Genomic DNA, 15,669 nt, shown 5'->3' on the forward strand with positions numbered 1-15,669 from the left:
GGGGGGCGTACGAGGCCCACCGGACCGCGCACCGCACCTCCCCGTCCGCGGTCGCAGGCCGTAACGGCCATGACCGCCGTGACAACCCCGGCCGCCGTGGCGGCCACCCCGCACCGGCCGGTCCGCGTACCGCGGGGAACCCGGCGGCGTCCGGCGCTGTGGGAGGGTGGGCGCATGACGCTGGAGGACCTCGTCCGGCTGCGCCGGGCCCGTGACCTGATGGACCGCGACTACGCGAAGCCGCTCGACGTTCCGGCGCTGGCCCGTGTCGCGCTCATGTCACCGGGGCACTTCTCCCGCAGCTTCCGCGCCGCCTACGGAGAGACGCCGTACAGCTACCTGATGACGCGCCGCGTCGAGCGGGCCAAGGCACTGCTGCGGCGGGGTGATCTGTCGGTGACGGAGGTCTGCTTCGCGGTCGGCTGTACCTCGCTGGGCTCGTTCAGCTCGCGGTTCACCGAACTGGTCGGCGAGAGCCCGAGTGCCTACCGGGCCCGCCGCCATGACGAGGGCGCCGCCGTCCCGCCCTGCGTCGCCAAGATCCACACGCGACCGGTCAGGAATGGAGAAGCCAAACCTCCGCGCCGCCCCTAGCGTGAAGCGCATGGACATCAAGCTTTCCACCTGCTTCATCGCCGTCGACGACCATGACAAGGCGCTCGCCTTCTACCGGGACGTTCTGGGCCTGGAGGTGCGCAAGGACGTCGGGTTCGAGGGGATGCGCTGGGTGACCGTCGGCGCACCGTCGCAGCCCGATGTGGACATCGTCCTCGAACCGCCCCTCGCGGACCCGAACGCCTCGCCCGCCGACCGGCAGGCCATGGCGGAACTGCTGGCCAAGGGCCTGCTGCGCGGTGTCCTCTTCGGGACCGAGGACTGCGACGCCACGTTCGAACGCATCCGTGCCGCGGGGGGCGAGGTGCTCCAGGAGCCGGTCGACCAGCCGTACGGCGTCCGCGACTGCGCCTTCCGCGACCCGGCGGGCAACATGCTGCGCTTCGTCCAGGCCCGCAAGAAGTAGGCCACGGTCCGGCCCGCCGGACGCCCGGCATCCGGCCGGGGACGCACCCGGCGTCCCCGGCCGTCCTCGTCCGGCCCCGCCCCGGGCGCTTCGCGAGCGGCCGGCCGGCCGGAACAGGGCCGGTCGGCCCTTCCCCCGTCCGCACGGGCGGGGAATGCTGGGGCCAAAGGACCACGACCGGTGGCCGACCGTGAACCAGGGACGGAGCAGCGTGCCATGACCGCACCCATACCGGAGGTGCCCGACCCAATCCGGGTCTTCTTGCTCGACGACCACGAGGTGGTCCGCCGGGGGTTGCGGGACCTGCTGGACGGCGAGCCCGACATCGAGGTGGTCGGCGAGGCCGCCGACGGCCGGGAGGCCCTGGCACGTGTTCCGGCGCTGCGGCCCCAGGTGGCGGTGCTGGACGTGCGGCTCGGTTCGGGGGACGAGAACGGGGACCACGAGGGCATCGAGGTGTGCCGCGAACTGCGCACGCGCATGCCCGACCTGGGCTGCCTGATGCTCACCTCGTTCGACGACGACGAGGCGCTCTTCGACGCCATCATGGCGGGCGCGGCGGGTTACGTGCTCAAGCAGATCAAGGGCTCCGACCTGATCTCGGCGGTCCGCACCGTCGCGGCCGGCCGGTCCCTGCTCGATCCCGGGGTGACCGCCCGGGTCATGGCGCGGGTGCGCGGCGGGCAGGTGGACGCCGGGCCGCCCGAGCTCGCCCGGCTCTCCCCGCGCGAGCGGGAGATCCTCGACCTCATCGGCGAGGGGCTGACCAACCGGCAGATCGCCGAGCGGCTGTACCTGGCGGAGAAGACCGTCAAGAACCGCATCTCCGCGATCCTCTCGAAGCTCGGCGTGGGCCGCCGGGTGCAGGCCGCCGTGCTGGCCGAACGGGTCCGGGAGGCGGGGCAGGGGCCGGGCGGTCCGCACGCCTGACGTTCCGGGCCGCACACAGGACCCCCGGGGCGTCACCGGCAGGTGGACTCGGTGACGCCCCGGGTTCCGGACACGGGTCCCGAAGCCCCACGGCCGCCGACCGGCGGCCCCGCGCCCGGCAGGGAGCGTGTTCCAGGCGGCCTCGCGCCCATCACCGATCCTCTGAAGCCCGGCTCCCGGAATCCCGCCGCCCCGCGAGGAACGCGTCGATCGCGCCCGCCAGCAAGGCGCAGCTCTCCAGATACTCGGCGGCGGATTCCGGGCTGACGTAATGGCCCAGCGGCCGGTAGCGCAGACGCACCAGTGAGTTCGTCAGCTCCGCCCATCTGGCCTTCCAGCCGTGCTCGGTGAGGACGCGGGCGTGCCGGACGGGCAGTGTCCACGGCGATTCGCCCGCCACCGGCGCCAGGCGGGCCCGTGCGTCGTCCGCCGTTCCGAGCACTTCGGCGGCGGCCTCCGCGAGTTGGGCCGTGATCTTCTCGCAGGCCCGGACGATGGCCACGCGGGGGTGGGAGGCGGCGACCCCGTACAGGTCCTCGAACCACCGTCCGGCGCGCGCCATATGGGCCTCCACGTCCTCCCCGCCCGCCTCCTCCTCGCTCTCCCTCTCCATCCGCACGGCCTCGCGCTGGACGGCCCGCACCTCGTCGGCGAAATCGATGGTGGCCAGCGGCGTGGCGAGGTGCTTCGTCTGCAGGATCTTCTCCCGTACGTCGTCCCGGTACCGCAGCAGTACGAACACCACGACGGCGGGCCACACCAGCGCCTTGACGAAATCCAGGACCACGCGGGCAGCGTCCATGGGCTCAGCGTCCTACCGCCCTGTCCCGGTGTCACCGCCGGACGGTCGCCTTCACCGACGAGGCCGCCCTCGGCGACCCGGCCGGACTGCCGAGCCTTCCCGGCAAGTGAGACGGCCGCCCACGCCACATCCCGCCGCGCAGGGGTCCGGCGTTACGATCCGCGCACCGGCACCCGACCCCGGGGCGGTGCCCCCGTGCCCGTACCGCCCCGCCGCTTCCGTCACCTGGAGTCGCCATGACCCTCCTGACCACCTGGCCCGCGTCCGGTCCCGACACCGTCCTGCGCCGCACGACGGACCCCGCCGAGATCGCCGCCGCCCTCGCGCCGCTCGGCGTCCGGTACGAGCGGTGGCCGGTCCGCCCGGACGTGCCGAAGGACGCCGACAGCGAGACCGTCTTCGCCGCGTACGGGCCCGAGATCGCGAAGCTGAACGCCGAGGAGGGGTTCACCACCGTCGACGTCCTCGGCCTGCACCCGGGCGACGACCCCGGCTACCCGGCGAAGGCCAAGGCCGCCCGGGAGAAGTTCCTTCAGGAGCACACCCACGACGACGATGACGAGGTCCGCTTCTTCGTCTCCGGTTCCGGGATCTTCTACCTGCACGTGGGCGACGAGGTGCACGCCGTGCTCTGCGAGAAGGGCGACCTGCTCGGCGTACCGCGCGGCACCACGCACTGGTTCGACATGGGCACCTCGCCGTCCTTCACCGCGATCCGCTTCTTCCACGAGGAGGACGGCTGGGTCGGGAACTTCACCGGCGACCGCATCGCCGAGCGCTTCCCCGACTACGACACGATCGCCGCGGGGTACCGCGCATGAGCCACCGGTTCGCCGTGGACGACGTGGTGCTGGACATCGAGGGCACCACGAGCGCCACGGCCTTCGTCGTCGACGTGATGTACCCGTACGCGCGCTCCCGCTTCGGCGCGCTGCTCTCCGCCCGGGGTGAGGAGCCCGAGGTGGCGCGGGCCGTCGCCCAGGTCCGGGAGCTGCTCGGCGAGCCCGGCGCCGACGCCGGCCGGATCGAGAAGGTGCTGGGTGCCTGGCTCGACGAGGACCGCAAGGCGACGCCCCTGAAGATCCTCCAGGGCGTCATCTGGTCCGAGGGGTTCGCCTCCGGGGAACTCGTCCCGCACTTCTATGACGACGTGGTGCCGGCGCTGCGGCGGTGGCACGCGGCGGGGATCCGGCTGCACGTGTACTCGTCCGGTTCCGTCGCGGCCCAGCGCGCCTGGTTCGGCGGCGGTCCGCACGGTGGTCCGCTGCCGCTGGTCACCGGGTGGTACGACACCGAGAACGCGGGCCCCAAGCAGGAACCGGACGCCTACCGCCGCATCACCGCCTCCCTCGGCACCGCCCCGGACCGCATCCTCTTCCTCACCGACCGGCCCGGCGAGCTGGACGCGGCGCGCGCGGCGGGCTGGCGGACCGTCGGCATCCGGCGGCCGGGCGAGCCGTACTACGCGCAGGACGTCGGCGACCACCCGACTGCGGCGACCTTCGACGAGGTCCTTCCGACGAGGAGCGGTACATGAGCGCGGCGCGGGAGGAGCTGGCGGAGGCCGGCGCGGTGCTCGCCGCCGAGGCCGCCCGTTTCGCCTCGTTCGGCTGGATGCGCGGCACGTCGGGGAACCTGTCCGTCGTGGTGTCCCGCGATCCGCTGCGGCTCGCGGTCACGGCCAGCGGGCGGGACAAGGGGGAGCTGTCGGCGTCGGACGTGGTGCTGGTGGACGCGTTCGGCATGGCCGTGGACGGCGGGAAGCCGTCCGCGGAGGCCGCGCTGCACGCCCGGGTCGCGGCGCTCACGGGCGCCGGGGCGGTCGTCCACGTGCACACGGTGGCGTCGGTGGCGATGGGCCGCCGGCGGCCGGGCGGGATCGTCTTCCGGGACCTGGAGATGCTCAAGGGCATCGGCCGGCCCGCGCACGGCGTGGCCGTCACCCTGCCCGTCATCGCCAACAGCCAGGACATGACGGAACTCGGCGACCGCCTGGAAGCCGCCCGCAACCCGGACGTACCCGCCGTGGTCGTGGCCGGCCACGGCCTCTACGCGTGGGGCGCCACGCCGCTCCAGGCCCGCCACCACACGGAGATCGTGGAGTGGCTGCTCGAACTGGAGCTGACGGAGAGGTGAGGCGGGGCGGGGGGAGCTGGGGGACGGCGGGTTCGGAGCCCGGGTCCCCCCGCGCCTGCGGCGGGTTTCCTCAGCCCTTCGGGGACTGGCAGCGGTCGCACAGTCCCCACCAGGTGATCTCCGCCTCGTCGATGCTGAACCCCTTGCGTTCCACGGGGTCCAGGCAGGGGGCCCGGCCGACGCCGCAGTCGACGTCCTCGATGCGTCCGCAGTTCCTGCACACCAGGTGGTGGTGGTTGTCGCCGACGCGCAACTCGTACCGCGCGGGGGACCCGGCGGGTTCGATGCAGCGGATCAGCTCGGAGCGGGTGAGGTCGTCGAGGACGTTGTAGAGGCCCTGCCGGGAGAGCCCGTCGGAGGACGTTCCCGAAGCGCCGATGCGGTGCTCCAGTTCGGCGGCCGTGGAGTGCGGGTGGCCCTGTAGGGCGGTCAGTACGGCGCGGCGCTGCGCCGTGTTGCGCAGCCCCTTGGCCCTGAGCAGGTCGGCCACCTGGTCCATGTCCCTCACATCCCCTCGCGGTCAACGCCGGGCGCCGCGCCGGTTCCCACGCGTCCGCCGGGACCGACAGGGGAGAACGCGTGACCACGTGGTCTCCGGCACCGCCGGCCGCACCACCGCTCTTCCGTCGCGGCGGGCCCCGGTACGCCCCTTCCGGCCCCGTCCGCCGAGGCGGACGGGGCCGGGAGGGCTGTGACGTGCGTGGACGTACGTACGTGGGCCCAGCGTGCACTGTAAGACGCCAGTTTTGACCGGGTCAAGGACGAGACTCCGCGGGTCGTCGCCTCCTCAGCGTGGTGTCACCTGGCCTCCGCGACCGGCGAGCGCACCGGTGAGGGCCATCGGTACGGCCAGCACCACCACCCCCGCCAGGCCCGCCGTCCAGCCACCGGTGAGGTCGCGCGCGAAGCCGAACAGGGCGGGGCCCACGGCGGCCAGCAGGTACCCCACACACTGGGACATCGCCGAGAGCAGCCCCGCGTCATGGGCGCTTCCCGCGCGCATCGACATGTAGGCGATGCCGAGGCTCAGGACGGCTCCCAGTCCGAGGCCGAGCAGGGCGGCCCACAGCGTGGCCGCGGCGGTCGGCGCGGAGATCAGGCCGACGACGGCCACGGCACACAGGGCGCTCCCGAGCACCGCGAGGTGGCTCTGCCGCCGCGAGCGCTGCGCCCACACCGGGACCAGGACGGACGTGATCACCGCGAAGCCCATGCAGACGGCCAGCAGCACTCCGGCCCGGCTCTCCGAGAACCCGTGGGAGATGTAGAAGGTGGGCAGCCACGTGGTCGACGTGTAGTAGATCACCGATTGGAACGCGTAGAACAAGGCCACCGACCAGGCCAGCCGGTCCCGCCACACCGACCGCCCCGCACCGGCGCCCGCCGCTGCCCCCGCGTCATTCCGCAGGGCGCCACCGCGGCCCCTCAGGCGCGGCGCCCACACCAGGACGGCGGCCACCGCGAGCACTCCCCACGAGGCGAGCCCACCGGCCCACGTGAGGGACAGCCCGTCCCGCAGCGGCACGGTCAGCGCGGCGGCCACCGCGCCACCGCCGACGAGCATGGTGGAGTGCAGGCCGGACATCAGTCCCACCTGCCGGGGGAAGTCCCGTTTGATCAACGCGGTGACGACGACGTTGGCGATGGCCACGGCCGTTCCGACCAGGAAGGTCCCGGCGAAGAGGGGCGGCAGGTCGGGAGCGAGGCGGACGGCGACACCGCCGAGCAGGACCAGAAGCACCGCGAAGAGGGTGCGCTCCATCCCGAGGCGCCGGGCCAGCCGGGGGGCGAGCGGAGCGAAGATCCCGAAACAGATCAGGGGCAGCGTCGACAGCACCCCGGCGGCGGTGTTGGACATGCCGGTGGCGTGCCGGATGTCGTCCAGCAGCGGGGAGACGGCCACGATGGCGGGCCGCATGTTCAATCCGACCAGCAGCACGGCCAGCGCGTGCGGGAGCAGGCGGTACCGGCGTGCGGGGGTGTCGGCCGGGAGCCGCGTACGGGGCTGGGCTAAGGATCTGTCGATGGGGCCGGGGCGGTCGGCAGGGGTGTCGAGGGGGACGGAAGCATCCGGGGCCTCGTGCCCGGCGGTACCGGTTCCGGAGGACGGCCGGTGGCCTTGGGGCTCGGTCGGGACGTTCACCACACACTCCTTCTGGCTCTCTCTGGATCACAGGACTGCGGGGGGCCGTGCGGCGAAGGGTCGCGCGTGGCGACGCGGTCGCACGCGGCCAAGGGTGCTCGCCGCCCCGGGCGGACACGGCGCGCCGCCGCACCAGCGGAAACAGGGGGCGCGCGGGCGGTTACGCGTCGGCATGCATGGGGGGCGCGTCGGCCCTCCGTTCTGGCCCCGTCAGCGCCGCGATCTCGGGCGCGGGCGCGCCGACCGGAACGGGCGGGATCCGCGCAGCTCAGCCGGGGTATTCGGCTCCGTAGCAGGTCTGGCAGACCGCCCGGCGGGCCGGACGGCCGGTGGTCGAGGCACCGGTTCCACGGGACTGGTGGATCACCGTCCGCGTGACACGCCCGTGGTCGCGGCAGATGACCAGGCCGCACCGGGTGCAGACGCCGATGGCCGTCGTGTCGCTCCTTCCGGACAGGGCACAGTCGTAGCACTTCATGGGGGACTCCGTGCGGGATCGAGGGCCGACATGCTCGCGGTACTGGGACACGGCGGTTTCCCGGCCCAGGGAGGGGCGGCACGTCGGCGTGAGGGGTGAGCGGGACAGCGCCAACTACGCGGCGGACGCGGCAGGTTGTACGCCGACGACCACGAAGCTAGCCCCTTAGATTGGACAGAGTCAATTCTAGATGATCGTCTCGGGTGCCTCTCCTACCTCTCGCCTGCTTCTGCTTCGAAACGTCGCTTCGAAGCGAGCCGTGCCGACGCGGTGATCACGACCCGGCGGGACGCCGCGGTGCTGCCGCCCCCACGAGATCCACCGCGCGAAGACGGGCACGGGCGGGCTGCCATGCCGGAATTCCTTCGCCGCGAACGCTCCCACGCCTCACACTTCCGCCCATCCGCATCACCGCGCCTTCACGCGTCCGGTCGCCCTCCCCCGCCGCCGACTCCGCACCCCGCTCGCCGCTCGCGAGCGGCGTTGTCAGTGGTCGCCTCTATGTTCAAAGCGTGTCTCGCCGATGTGGCGCTGACGTCCCTTTGGGCTAGGAGATGGTGCGTTGTCAGACGCAGATTGGGAGAGGTCGAGCACGGCGCGGGTGGTGGCACCCGCACGGCCGCGCAAGCTCGCCAAGGTCCCGTTCGTCGAGTTGGCCGACGGCCGCTTGCAGGGTGTGGTGTCCAGCGGTTCGGACATCGGGCGGGTCTATGTCTCGTCGGTGGAGGCGGGTACCTACACGTTCGCGTGCAGCACCAACAACAACCGGCCCTGCGGCGGCGCCCGCGGCATGTTCTGCAAGCACATCCAGGCTCTGATCAACGAGGCGGTGCTGCAGTACGGCGCCGGGCGCGTCGCCCGCTACCTGAGGGTCGAGACGGCGGACGGGGAGCCGAGCGCGCAGTCCCTCACCACCGACATGGCCGCCACCCGTCCCCCGCAGGGTGACACCAAGGCCGCGGCGCCCGTCTTCAGCCGGTTCCTGCGCCACCTGGCCTACCTCGAACTCGCCCCCACCACCGCGCCGTTGCCGGAAATGCAGTGGTTCCCGCCGACCCGGGCGGTGACGGCGGGGGCATCTCCGCACGAGCCCGGTCCGGACGCGGAGGAGCACGCCGACCCGCTCGCCGAGAGCATCGACGGGCTCGACGAAGCCCTGTCGGCCGTCGACGCCTTCGACCGGGCCCTCGTCGCCGGGCTGCTCCGTCCGCAACCGGCGCAGGCCGCCGGTCTGACGGAGCTCGCCGACGCCCTCGCGGGGACACCGCTGGCCGCCAGGGTCGCCGAAGCGGCGGAGAAGACGGCGGCCGGAGCCGCGAACGAGGACCACTTCGTCGCCCTCGCCGCCGCCCGTGCCGCACTGCTCGGCTCCGTCCACGACGCGCTGACGACCCGCGCGGCGGAGGTGACCGGCCGGTCCGGTGGCGAGGAGACCGCCCCGGCGTCCGGCGAGCGGCAGGCGGTGAACGTCCTCGCCGCCGCGCGTTCCTGGCTGTCCGACCTGGCGCGCTGCGGGTGGCGGGGCATCGACCACGAGGTGGTCTCCGGGGTGGCTCCGGTCGTCTCCGCGATGCTCCCGGACCCGTCCCTGCGCCGCCTGGCGACGCTCCTGGACGGTTTCGCCGCCGAGCTCGCCGCGTCCTGCCCGGGCGCGGCCCTGGAACGCGTCCCGGCGCGCCGCTGGGCCGACCTGTGGTCGCGGGCGATGCTGCTGACGCTCCCCGGCGCGGCCGACGCGCCCGTGACCGGCACGGCCACCGGCCGCCTCCTGCCCCTCGGCGTCGACCTCCAGGAACACGCCACCGCCGTACAGGCGCAGGTCCACGCGGTGTTCGAGCCCGCGGACGGCACCGCGCCCCGCCTGGTGCGGGCGAGCGCGTCGGCGCCGAAGCCCGACACGGTCGTCGGGGCCGGTCTCTGGCAGTTGCTCCGCCCGCATCTGTCCCTGCTGGGGGCCGTCGGCGAAGGCCGTTCGATGGAGCTCGACGGGATGCCGGTCACCGCCGAGGGCGACCTGCTCTGGGACGACGCACTCGCCCGCCCGGGCGAACCGGCCGACGCCTTCGCCACCGCCCGCGTCGCCCTGCCCGTCGCCACCGACGCGGCGACCGCACCGCTGGACCGGCACCCGGCGCGCCTCGCCGTCCCCGTCTTCCTGGAGGGCTACGTCGTACGGAAACACGCCGGAGAGGGCAAGGACGGCGACGCGGTGACCTTCATCGCAGCCGGGCGCCCGCTCCCCGTCGACATCGACCGCATACCGACCGCGGGCCCCCTCACGCCCAAAGCCGTCGCGGCGTCCGGCGCCTGCATCGGGCTGCTTCGCTGGGACGCCGGGGCGTTCCGCCTCCAGCCCCTGGCCGTCGAGACGACCGTGCGGAAGAAGACCGTCGCGGTGCACGCCGGCGGGTGGGCCGGGGGCACGGACGACAAGGCCGGCGTCAAGGCCGAGAAGGCCGCCACCGACGCCGTCGCCGTACTGCGGGAACGGGCCGGAAGGCTGTTGCGCAAATGACCGAGCGGACGAGCGGACGCCCGTCCGCGACCACGGCCGGCGGAACCACCGGCGCCGTGACGACCACCGAGACCGCGTCGGCCTCCGACCCCACGGCCGAGACCGCGCCGGTCCCCGAGCGCCCGGCCCCGCAGCACCCCGGGCCCGTTCCGGCCGACACGCCTGATGGCGCCGACCCGGCCGACAGGGCCGAGCCGACCGACCCGACTAACCCGACTGACCCGACTGACCCGACTGACCCGACTGACGAGACTGACCCAACTGACGAGACCAACGACCCCAACCCCCACGACAACCGCCGCCAGGTCCTCTACTGGCGCCTCCTCGCCCGTCTCTTCGACCACGAGGAGCAGGCCACGCTGGAATCGGCGAGCCTCGCCGTCGTCGAGGACATCGGTCTGCCGCCCGCGCTGCTGGACCCCCAAGCCTCCATGGACTCGATCGTGCAGCGCCATCCGGAGCTGGCCGCCGAGTTCGACGGCCTGATGACACCCGAGCCCGACGAGGACGACGAACCCGACGCGGACGGCGAGGACGGCGCACGGGACCGGGCCGCCGAGGTGCGGCGGGCGGCCCTCGTCTCGAAGGTGCTGCTCAATGTCTTCGCCTCCGCTCCCGGCACGGTCACCGCCGGTCAGTTGGCGCGCTGGCAGTCCGACGCGGGCTGGCTGGAGCGGGCGCTCGGCTGCCGTCCCGGCGAGTTGCGCGGCGCCCGCGCGGGCGGAGGGAACAGGGCGGGCGCCGCGGGGCGGGGCGTCAGCCCGACCGGCACCGGCGGGCGCGGCACGACACCCGACCTCAGTCGGCTGATCCCGGCGATCGGCCCGGAGCTCGGCGCCATCGAGGCGGATCTCGTCAAGCGGATGCGCCTGCGCGAGGTACTGGCCGATCCGCAGCTGGCCGCGCAGTTGTCGCCGAGCATGTCGTTGATCGAGCAGTTGCTCCAGGACAAGGACAACCTCTCGGGCGTGGCGCTGGCCAACGCCAAGGCGCTGATCCGCCGTTTCGTCGACGAGGTCGCCGAAGTCCTGCGAACTCAGGTGGAGAAGGCCTCGGTGGGTGCCCTGGACCGCTCCGTCCCGCCGAAGCGGGTGTTCCGCAACCTCGACCTGGACCGCACGATCTGGAAGAACCTCACCAACTGGAGCCCGGAGGAGGAGCGGCTGTACGTCGACCGCCTCTACTACCGGCACACCGCCCGCAAGACGACGCCGCAGCGGCTGATCGTCGTGGTGGACCAGTCGGGTTCGATGGTCGACTCGATGGTCAACTGCACCATCCTGGCGTCGATCTTCGCCGGGCTGCCGAAGGTGGACGTGCACCTGATCGCGTATGACACTCAGGCGCTCGATCTGACGCCGTGGGTGCACGACCCGTTCGAGACCCTGCTGCGCACCAACCTCGGGGGCGGCACCGACGGCACGGTCGCCATGGCGCTGGCCCAGCCGAAGATCGCCGAGCCCCGCAACACCGTCGTGGTGTGGATCTCCGATTTCTACGAATGGCAGACGGAACCGCTGTTCGAGAGCATGGCCGCCATCCACCGCTCGGGAGCCAAGTTCATCCCGGTCGGCTCGGTGACCAGCTCCGGCCGCGGCAGCGTCAACCCGTGGTTCCGCGAGCGCTTCAAGGACCTCGGCACGCCGGTGATCTCCGGCCACATCCGCAAGCTCGTCCACGAGCTCAAGTCGTTCCTCACCTGATACTTTTCAAGAAAGGCCCCATTATGTCCGACCTGTTGCGCGCCCCCGCCGAGATCAAGTACGCCGAGGAGCTGGCCTGGCTGGAGTCCGTCGACGACCACCCCAAGCCCTTCTCCTGGCGCCTGTCCCCCAAGATGGTCCGCCTGTTCATCCTGGGGTCCGAGCGCTCCGACGGCCTGGACCGGGAGATCGCGCAGAAGTGGTTCGGCGACCGCAGTTTCGTCGAGCGGGCCATCGTCACCCTGGCCTCCGACCGCGGCCTGCTGCTCATCGGTGACCCCGGCACCGGCAAGAGCTGGCTGGCGGAGCTGCTGTCCGCGGCGATCTGCCGCAATTCCACGCTGGTGGTGCAGGGCACGGCCGGCACCACCGAGGACCACATCAAGTACTCCTGGAACGTGTCCATGGTCATCGCCAAGGGCCAGTCGCGGGAGTCGATGATCCCCTCCCCGATCATGACCGCGATGGAGACCGGCGCGATCGGCCGCTTCGAGGAGCTCACCCGCGCCACCAGCGACGTGCAGGACGCGCTGATCTCGATCCTCTCCGAGAAGTACATCTCGGTCCCCGAGCTGGACAGCGACAACATCGTCTTCGCCCAGCCCGGCTTCTCCGTCATCGCCACCGCCAACAGCCGCGACCGGGGCGTCAACGACCTCTCCTCCGCGCTCAAGCGCCGCTTCAACTTCGTCCGCATCCCGGTGGTGACGAACAAGAAGAGCGAGGCGGAGATCGTCCGCTTCCGCACCGAGGAGCTGCTGCGCCGCCACCAGATAGAGCTGGAGGTGCCGCCGACGCTGCTGGACGTGCTGCTGCAGAGCTTCGCCGACCTGCGCGCCTCCGCCGCCGCGGCCGGCAGCGACGACGAGAAGCTGGAGTCCGCGCTGTCCACCGCCGAGCAGATCGGCGTGCTGGAGGACGCCATCCTGCACAGCAACTTCTTCGGCGACCGCGCCCTGAGCGCCCACACGCTGGCCTCCTCCCTCGTCGGGTCGCTGGCCCGGCGCGAGCCCGAGGACCTGGCCATTCTGAACAAGTACCTGCACGGCGTCGTCGAGCCGCGCAGCAAGGAAGAGGGCGGTTCGTGGCCGGAGTTCCTGGAGGGCGGTCGCGACGCGATCGCCACCCTGTCATGAGCGGCACGGCCATGAACGGCACGATCACGGAGGACGACGACATCAGCGGAACGGCCACGAGCGGCACCCCCGCCGTGATGCGCGGCACCCCCGAAGCGGCGTACGACGGCACGCGCCACGGCACCTTCACGGCCCTGCGCTCGCAGTTGCGGGAGGCCGCGGCGGCGTTCGCCGGCGGGCCCGACGCCCTGGAGGGCATCCTGCTCGGCCTCGTCGACGACGTCGACCGCGCCGTGCGCGAGCCGCTGGAGATCTTCCCCGTCTGCCACCACTCCCCCGCCTCGGCGCTCGCCATGGCACGCCGGCTGCGGGAGAAGCAGCCCAAGGTCGTGTACCTGGAGCTGTGCGAGGACATGGCGCCGCTGCTGTCCGAGCTGCGCAACTGCCGGCTCCCGGTGGCGGTCCAGGCGTTCGCGACCGAGCTCGACGGCTTCCCGGCCGACTGGGCGCCGCTGTCGGTGGTCGCCCCGATCACCGAGGCCTCGGCCGAGTACCAGGCGATCGCCTACGCCCTGGACACGCCCGGCGTGGAACTCGTCCTCGTCGACCGCTCCACCGACCACGTCTTCCAGTGGGACGCCCGCGGCGCGCACGCCGCCGACCCCGCCGAGCCGGACGCGCCGCCCGCCGAGGAGGAGGCCGCGCTGCACGGCGACGCGGTCGGCGTGGAGATCGGCGACCTGCGTCCGCGGTTCGCCGAACTGGAGGAGCACCTGCTGCGCCACGGGAAGGTGCGGCACTGGTCGGAGTGGTGGCACCAGTACGTCGAGCTGCCGCTCGGCGGCAGCGACCACGACACCTACCGCCAGGTCATGTTCCTGATCGGCAGCCTCTTCCGCCGCCTGGCCCCCGGGGACTCCCACCGGGTGCGGGTGGACGAGGACCGCGAACGGTACATGTGGACGAGGATGCGCGCGCACCTGGCCGCGAGCGGCACCGATCCCGCGGACTGCCTCTACGTCTGCGGCGCCTTCCACGCGGCCAGCCGGGTCGCGGAGTTCGGCGTCCACGGCACCGACACGTTCGAGATCGGCCCGCGCACCGCCACCACGTGGCAGCACGGCCTGATCCCGTCCAGCCACGCGGCGATCGAGGCGCAGTTCGGCCTCGCCGCCGGCTCGGTGTCGATCGCCGCGACGGAGTGGGCGAAGAACCTCAAGCGCACCCGCGTCAAGCCGTACCGCTTGGAGGGGCAGGCGGGCACCAAGAAGCCGAAGGCCAAGAAGACCACGGCCGCGGCGCCTCCCGCCCCGACGGCTCCGTCCTCGTCCCCGTCCCCGTCCCCCGACAAGCTGACCGGGTTCCTCCACCAACCGCCCGTGCTGGACCGCTTGGACGAGGCGGAGCTGCTCGGCTGGTCGGTGGAGATCGTGCGCGCCGCGCGCCGCAACGGCTACCTCGCGTCCACCGCCGACGCCATCGCGGTCTTCGAGACGTCGATCCTGCTCGCCGGGATGCGCGACCGGGCGAAGCCCACGCCGTACGACTTCCAGGACGCGGCCGTCACCTGCATCGAGAAGGACTCCGTGCCCGGCCGGCGCGACGTGCGCCGCCTCGTGGAGATCATGATGGGCGGCGACCGCGTGGGCCGGGTCGGTTACGAGGCGCTGCCGCCCCTGGCGCGCGACGTGCACGACCGGCTCGCGCCGCTGGGCCTCAAGCTCCAGCAGCGCGGCGTGCAGCGGGCGCTGCTGGACATCGCCGGACGGCCGGAGCTGGAGCAGTGCTCCGACGTGCTGTGGATGCTGCGCTACCTGCTGCCGCAGGAGGCCGTACGGCCGATCATGGGCGAGCGGCGGCTCGGCGAGCGTCCGATCCAGGAGTCGTGGGACGTGGCGCTGGGCACTCACGAGCGCGCGCTGATCGAACTCGGTTACGAGGGCGTCAGCATCGAACAGGTCCTGGAACAGCGCCTGCGCCGCACGGCGTACCACCCCCGGGCCACCGCGGCGACCGTCCTGGAGGCCGTCGAGGACGCGACGCTCTACCTGCGCAGCCGCCGCCTCGCCGACGAGCTGGGCAACCGCGCCCTGGAGGTGCTGGCGGCCGAACGCAGCGTCGACGGGGCACCGGAGGTGCTGCGCCGGGTGCGGCGGCTGCTGGCGTACTACCGCACCAGTGAGCCGGTACTGCCGCCCTGGATCGAGTCCTTCACCAAGGCCGGTTACGCGCACTACTGCACCCTGCTGCCCACGGCGTTCACCGACGAGGACGCCACCGTGCGCCAGGTGGCGGCGATGCTGGGCTTCCTGTTCAGCATGGAGGCATTGGCGCTGTCGCTGGGCTGCGACCGGGCCCAACTGGAGCTGGCGGTGACCCAGTCGCACCCGGAGGACCCGTCGAAGACGGCACTGCTGTGGGCGGCCCAGACGCACCTGGGCCGGCTCTCCCGGGCCGACCTGCGGGCGCGGTGCGACGAGTTGCTCGGCAACCCCTTGGTGGTGCCTGCCTACCCGCGCTACCTCAGCGGCTTCCTCCACGCGCTGGAACCCGTCCCGGGCCTCGCCGACTTCGTCGTGGAGGCGGTGTCGAACGCCTTCGCGCGGCTGCCGGACCCCGTACTCCTGCCATGGCTTCCGACCCTGATCACCACCCTGCGGTCGGACGGCGCCGACCTGGCTCCGCTGCTGATCCGCGAGGCCGGACGGATCTTCCCCGGCCGGCTCGCGGCACTGGACGCGTGGATACCGCCGTGGCGGGGGGCGGGCCCGCCCGCGGCGGGGGGGCCCCCCCCGGGCCGCCCCCGCCCCCGCGCGGGCCGGCCGCGCGCGCCCCCGGCCCCCCCGGGCGCGGCCGGGGGGGGCC

14 protein-coding genes and 1 pseudogene are annotated in these 15,669 nt (G+C 72.9%); 11 read left to right on the forward strand and 4 right to left on the reverse strand.

Annotation, left to right across the window (positions count from 1 at the left end; all coding sequences use genetic code 11):
- Window positions 1–174 precede the first annotated feature (174 nt).
- The 3 genes from ABZX96_RS27725 (at window position 175) to ABZX96_RS27735 (ending at window position 1,951) form a co-directional block, all read left to right on the forward strand.
- A complete protein-coding gene (locus ABZX96_RS27725; protein ID WP_355549623.1) occupies window positions 175–594 on the forward strand; it encodes a helix-turn-helix transcriptional regulator in 420 nt (139 codons plus the stop codon).
- A gap of 10 nt (window positions 595–604) precedes the next feature.
- Complete coding sequence (locus ABZX96_RS27730) at window positions 605–1,021, forward strand: VOC family protein (RefSeq protein ID WP_355549624.1); 417 nt, start codon at window positions 605–607, stop codon at window positions 1,019–1,021.
- A gap of 216 nt (window positions 1,022–1,237) precedes the next feature.
- On the forward strand, window positions 1,238–1,951 hold the full coding sequence (locus ABZX96_RS27735) for a response regulator transcription factor (protein ID WP_355549626.1): 714 nt from the start codon (window positions 1,238–1,240) through the stop codon (window positions 1,949–1,951).
- Between the two features lie 151 nt (window positions 1,952–2,102).
- Here the strand turns inward: ABZX96_RS27735 and ABZX96_RS27740 are convergent, their stop codons facing one another.
- Complete coding sequence (locus tag ABZX96_RS27740) at window positions 2,103–2,753, reverse strand: hypothetical protein (RefSeq protein ID WP_355549628.1); 651 nt, start codon at window positions 2,751–2,753, stop codon at window positions 2,103–2,105.
- Between the two features lie 236 nt (window positions 2,754–2,989).
- On the opposite strand from ABZX96_RS27740, the gene ABZX96_RS27745 reads away from it, so the two are divergent.
- The 3 genes from ABZX96_RS27745 to mtnB are packed head-to-tail and all read left to right on the forward strand — an operon-like array spanning window position 2,990 to window position 4,889.
- Window positions 2,990–3,574 (forward strand): cupin, encoded by a 585-nt coding sequence (locus tag ABZX96_RS27745; RefSeq protein WP_355549630.1) that lies wholly within the window; start codon window positions 2,990–2,992, stop codon window positions 3,572–3,574.
- Window positions 3,571–4,290: an acireductone synthase gene (gene mtnC, locus ABZX96_RS27750; protein ID WP_355549632.1), complete on the forward strand. Its 720-nt coding sequence runs from the start codon at window positions 3,571–3,573 to the stop codon at window positions 4,288–4,290. The genes ABZX96_RS27745 and mtnC overlap by 4 nt, the downstream gene beginning before the upstream one ends.
- Entirely contained in the window at window positions 4,287–4,889 is a 603-nt protein-coding gene (gene mtnB, locus ABZX96_RS27755) for a methylthioribulose 1-phosphate dehydratase (protein ID WP_355549633.1), read from the forward strand. Before mtnC ends, mtnB begins: the two co-directional genes overlap by 4 nt.
- A gap of 70 nt (window positions 4,890–4,959) precedes the next feature.
- On the opposite strand, the gene ABZX96_RS27760 is transcribed toward mtnB, so the two are convergent.
- The 3 genes from ABZX96_RS27760 to ABZX96_RS27770 all read right to left on the reverse strand — a co-directional run bounded on the left by ABZX96_RS27760 (window position 4,960) and on the right by ABZX96_RS27770 (window position 7,510).
- A complete protein-coding gene (locus ABZX96_RS27760) occupies window positions 4,960–5,388 on the reverse strand; it encodes a Fur family transcriptional regulator (protein WP_355549635.1) in 429 nt (142 codons plus the stop codon).
- A gap of 288 nt (window positions 5,389–5,676) precedes the next feature.
- The gene (locus ABZX96_RS27765) at window positions 5,677–6,807 is read right to left on the reverse strand and encodes an MFS transporter (RefSeq protein WP_355549637.1); all 1,131 of its coding nucleotides are present in this window, start codon (window positions 6,805–6,807) and stop codon (window positions 5,677–5,679) included.
- 493 nt (window positions 6,808–7,300) lie between these two features.
- The gene (locus ABZX96_RS27770; protein ID WP_355549638.1) at window positions 7,301–7,510 is read right to left on the reverse strand and encodes a DUF2180 family protein; all 210 of its coding nucleotides are present in this window, start codon (window positions 7,508–7,510) and stop codon (window positions 7,301–7,303) included.
- Window positions 7,511–8,072: 562 nt separating this feature from the next.
- Between ABZX96_RS27770 and ABZX96_RS27775 the strand changes: the two are divergent.
- From ABZX96_RS27775 to ABZX96_RS27795, 5 genes and pseudogenes are all read left to right on the forward strand, one after another.
- A pseudogene (locus ABZX96_RS27775) lies at window positions 8,073–8,576 on the forward strand (hypothetical protein); the annotation flags it as partial.
- 69 nt (window positions 8,577–8,645) lie between these two features.
- Window positions 8,646–10,025 carry a hypothetical protein gene (locus ABZX96_RS27780; RefSeq protein WP_355549651.1) on the forward strand — a complete coding sequence of 460 codons (1,380 nt, stop codon included), beginning with the start codon at window positions 8,646–8,648 and terminating at the stop codon, window positions 10,023–10,025.
- The gene (locus ABZX96_RS27785; protein ID WP_355549640.1) at window positions 10,022–11,728 is read left to right on the forward strand and encodes a VWA domain-containing protein; all 1,707 of its coding nucleotides are present in this window, start codon (window positions 10,022–10,024) and stop codon (window positions 11,726–11,728) included. Before ABZX96_RS27780 ends, ABZX96_RS27785 begins: the two co-directional genes overlap by 4 nt.
- A 23-nt stretch (window positions 11,729–11,751) precedes the next feature.
- Window positions 11,752–12,864: an AAA family ATPase gene (locus ABZX96_RS27790; protein ID WP_355549642.1), complete on the forward strand. Its 1,113-nt coding sequence runs from the start codon at window positions 11,752–11,754 to the stop codon at window positions 12,862–12,864.
- Between the two features lie 77 nt (window positions 12,865–12,941).
- Window positions 12,942–15,669, forward strand: a 2,728-nt coding sequence (locus ABZX96_RS27795) for a hypothetical protein (protein ID WP_355549653.1), incomplete at its 3' end; no start/stop codon positions are given.

The organism is Streptomyces sp. NPDC003077 (assembly GCF_040611095.1).
Classification (GTDB): domain Bacteria; phylum Actinomycetota; class Actinomycetes; order Streptomycetales; family Streptomycetaceae; genus Streptomyces.

Excerpts from the sequence above, each read along its gene's own strand:
- ABZX96_RS27725 (WP_355549623.1), top strand. The coding sequence starts at position 175 with ATGACGCTGGAGGACCTCGTCCGGCTGCGCCGGGCCCGTGACCTGATG.
- ABZX96_RS27790 (WP_355549642.1), top strand. The coding sequence starts at position 11,752 with ATGTCCGACCTGTTGCGCGCCCCCGCCGAGATCAAGTACGCCGAGGAG.
- ABZX96_RS27730 (WP_355549624.1), top strand. The coding sequence starts at position 605 with ATGGACATCAAGCTTTCCACCTGCTTCATCGCCGTCGACGACCATGAC.
- mtnC (WP_355549632.1), top strand. The coding sequence starts at position 3,571 with ATGAGCCACCGGTTCGCCGTGGACGACGTGGTGCTGGACATCGAGGGC.
- ABZX96_RS27740 (WP_355549628.1), bottom strand. The coding sequence starts at position 2,753 with ATGGACGCTGCCCGCGTGGTCCTGGATTTCGTCAAGGCGCTGGTGTGG.
- ABZX96_RS27785 (WP_355549640.1), top strand. The coding sequence starts at position 10,022 with ATGACCGAGCGGACGAGCGGACGCCCGTCCGCGACCACGGCCGGCGGA.
- ABZX96_RS27745 (WP_355549630.1), top strand. The coding sequence starts at position 2,990 with ATGACCCTCCTGACCACCTGGCCCGCGTCCGGTCCCGACACCGTCCTG.
- ABZX96_RS27760 (WP_355549635.1), bottom strand. The coding sequence starts at position 5,388 with ATGGACCAGGTGGCCGACCTGCTCAGGGCCAAGGGGCTGCGCAACACG.
- ABZX96_RS27770 (WP_355549638.1), bottom strand. The coding sequence starts at position 7,510 with ATGAAGTGCTACGACTGTGCCCTGTCCGGAAGGAGCGACACGACGGCC.
- ABZX96_RS27765 (WP_355549637.1), bottom strand. The coding sequence starts at position 6,807 with ATGCGGCCCGCCATCGTGGCCGTCTCCCCGCTGCTGGACGACATCCGG.
- mtnB (WP_355549633.1), top strand. The coding sequence starts at position 4,287 with ATGAGCGCGGCGCGGGAGGAGCTGGCGGAGGCCGGCGCGGTGCTCGCC.
- ABZX96_RS27735 (WP_355549626.1), top strand. The coding sequence starts at position 1,238 with ATGACCGCACCCATACCGGAGGTGCCCGACCCAATCCGGGTCTTCTTG.